This window comes from Streptomyces sp. MS191, assembly GCF_008042125.1.
Lineage (GTDB): Bacteria > Actinomycetota > Actinomycetes > Streptomycetales > Streptomycetaceae > Streptomyces.
Genome location: NZ_RDBI01000128.1, coordinates 1 through 2,477, shown reverse-complemented (window position 1 = coordinate 2,477; position 2,477 = coordinate 1). Strand labels below are relative to the sequence as shown.

3 protein-coding genes and 1 pseudogene are annotated in these 2,477 nt (G+C 76.1%); 2 read left to right on the top strand and 2 right to left on the bottom strand.

Annotated elements, in window-relative coordinates:
* Positions 1 to 521 (bottom strand): annotated as a pseudogene (locus EAO71_RS39470) (ATP-binding protein); the annotation flags it as partial.
* A gap of 185 nt (positions 522 to 706) precedes the next feature.
* On the opposite strand from EAO71_RS39470, the gene EAO71_RS35495 reads away from it, so the two are divergent.
* Positions 707 to 1,681 carry a tetratricopeptide repeat protein gene (locus EAO71_RS35495; RefSeq protein ID WP_147981932.1) on the top strand — a complete coding sequence of 325 codons (975 nt, stop codon included), beginning with the start codon at positions 707 to 709 and terminating at the stop codon, positions 1,679 to 1,681.
* A gap of 336 nt (positions 1,682 to 2,017) precedes the next feature.
* Positions 2,018 to 2,218: a hypothetical protein gene (locus EAO71_RS35490; RefSeq protein WP_147981931.1), complete on the top strand. Its 201-nt coding sequence runs from the start codon at positions 2,018 to 2,020 to the stop codon at positions 2,216 to 2,218.
* 64 nt (positions 2,219 to 2,282) lie between these two features.
* On the opposite strand, the gene EAO71_RS38045 is transcribed toward EAO71_RS35490, so the two are convergent.
* The coding region (locus EAO71_RS38045) for a hypothetical protein (RefSeq protein ID WP_187282957.1) at positions 2,283 to 2,477 on the bottom strand (195 nt) is incomplete at its 5' end.

The window sequence follows — 2,477 nt, the reverse complement described above, 5'->3', positions numbered from 1 at the left end:
ACCCGGCTCGCCCTGGAGGGCGCGGACCGCGCCGAAGGACCGGTCCGGGTCGCCGAACTCGCCTCCGTCCGGCGGGAGTCGGACGTCACCGCCGCCTCCAGACCACACCCACCGGAGAACACCGAAAGCCGCCGCAACACCCCCCGCTCACCCTCGTCCAACAGATCCCACGACCAGTCCACCACCGCACGCAACGTCTGCTGACGCGGCAACACCGTCCGCGCCCCCGACGTCAACAACGCGAACCGATCGTCCAACCGATCCGCGATCTGCCGCGGACTCAACAACCGCAACCGCGCCGCCGCCAACTCGATCGCCAACGGCAACCCGTCCAACCGCCGACCGATCTCCGCACACGCCTCCGCATCCTCCGACACCACGAAACCCGCACGCGCCGCCGCACCCCGCTCCCCCAACAACCGCAACGCCTCACCCCGCGACAACGGCCCCACCGGACGCACGAACTCCCCCGGCACCCCCAACGGCTCCCGACTCGTCGCCAACACCGACACCCCCGGACACCCCGCCGCCCTGGGACGACGAGCGGCTGTGGGAGGCCCGGCGCGGCTGCCGGCTCCTCGTCCTCGCGGGAGAGGGCGGCGAGGGGGCCACCGCCCTGGAGCGGCCCGCCACCCGGGCCCGCCTCGACGCCGTCGTCGCCGCGTACCGGCCCGGCCTGCCCCAGAACTGCCGCCAGCCCGGCTCGATGTGGTTCTTCGCCCGGCTGATGACCGGCGAGTTCCGCTCCCTCGGCGAGACCCTGGACGCGGCGCTCGCCGCCTGCCACGCCCACGGCGACCACTGGGAGGCCGGCTTCACCCACCTCATGCGGGCCAAGCTGCTCGGGGAGCGCCCCGAGGACGCCGATCGGGCGCTCGCGGCCTTCGAGGCCGCCCAGGACTCCTGGGGAACCGCCGAAGCCCTCTGCGCGCGCGGCGAGGCGTACGAGCGGGCCGGCCGGCTCGACGAGGCCGCGGCGGACTTCGAGCGAGCCGCCCTCGCGGCGGCGAACCTCGGCGCCCGCTCGCAGGTCCCGGTCTTCAAGGCGCGCCTCGCCTCCGTCCGCGTCCGGACCGCCGCCGACGACGAGGCGCGGGCCGGTGCGCGGGAGCTGTTCGCCGAAGCGGCCCGTGAAGCCGGGGAGCTGGGCAACGAGGCCGTCAGCACCGCCCGGCTGCTGCTCGTCCAGCACCACGGGCACGACGGGGACACGGCGCTCGCGCGCGACCAACTCGATCTGCTGGAGTCCGAGTTCACCGCCTCCACCCCCGGCCTCTTCGCCGGTGTCGCCGGCGGACTGCGCGGCTGGCTCGCCTGCCTCGACGGCGCGTACGACGAGGCGCTCCGCCATCTCGCCCACGCCGTGTCCCAGTTGGAGACCCTTGCCTACCTGGTCTCGCCGTACCTCGTGGTCAGCCAGTTCGCGACGGCTGCCTGGGCCAAGGGCGGCCTGGGCCGGCCCGGCCCCGCCGAGGACGGGGCCCGGCTGCTCGGCGCGTACGACGCCCACAGCGGCACGGCCGACGGGATCGGCTTCCGCCCCTTCACCACGCAGACCGAGACCTCGGTGCGGGCGCGGGCGGAGCACGCCCTGCGGGCGGCGCTCACCCCGGATACGTACGCGCGGTGTCACGCGGAGGGCGCCGCCCTCCGGGTGAAGGAGGCCGCGGCCCTGGTCTGAGCCGGGGAGGACGTGGGCCGGGCCGCGAGGGAGGGTGGGGGCCGCCGAGGGTGACGCGGCGCATGCGCGGGGTGACCGGGCGGCCCCGGTCGCCCGGATCAGCCCGGGGCCGGCGGCGGCGGACGCGGCATGCGGACTCCCGTGTGCCGTGGCGCGCCCGCCGGCCTCCCCGCCCCGCCGGGGGGCTCCGAGACCGGACCGACACGGCTCCGGCACCGGACCGACACGGTTCYGGGGCCGCCCCGGGCGGTGATCCGGCCGCCGCGGCCCGGCCCGGATGCGGGAGCGGGAGCCGCCCCTGAGAATGGAGTGCCGGAAGAACTAGTAGGAGGCGGCATGAACGCTGAGTCCGACAAGACATCTCCGGGGGAGAGCCCGACGCCCGACCGCCTCTTGCATGCCGGGTCGGAGGGCGAATACACGGCGGAGGACCTGGTCCTCGCCTCCGGACGCGATGTGAATCCGAAGAGCCTCGCGTGGGCGGAGCGGCGCATGGCGGAGAAGGGCCGCGCCTCCCTCGACGAACTCCTGCCCTGAGGCCCCGGCTCCCGGCCACGCGGCCGCCGGCGGCCCCCGCTCCCCTGGCCCGGTCCTCGCCGGCTCAGACCAGGGCCGCGGCCTCCTTCACCCGGAGGGCGGCGCCCTCCGCGTGACACCGCGCGTACGTATCCGGGGTGAGCGCCGCCCGCAGGGCGTGCTCCGCCCGCGCCCGCACCGAGGTCTCGGTCTGCGTGGTGAAGGGGCGGAAGCCGATCCCGTCGGCCGTGCCGCTGTGGGCGTCGTACGCGCCGAGCAG

Bases quoted from the DNA above. Each gene is read 5' to 3' on its own strand.
- EAO71_RS35495 (WP_147981932.1), top strand. From the start codon at position 707: ATGTGGTTCTTCGCCCGGCTGATGACCGGCGAGTTCCGCTCCCTCGGC.
- EAO71_RS35490 (WP_147981931.1), top strand. From the start codon at position 2,018: ATGAACGCTGAGTCCGACAAGACATCTCCGGGGGAGAGCCCGACGCCC.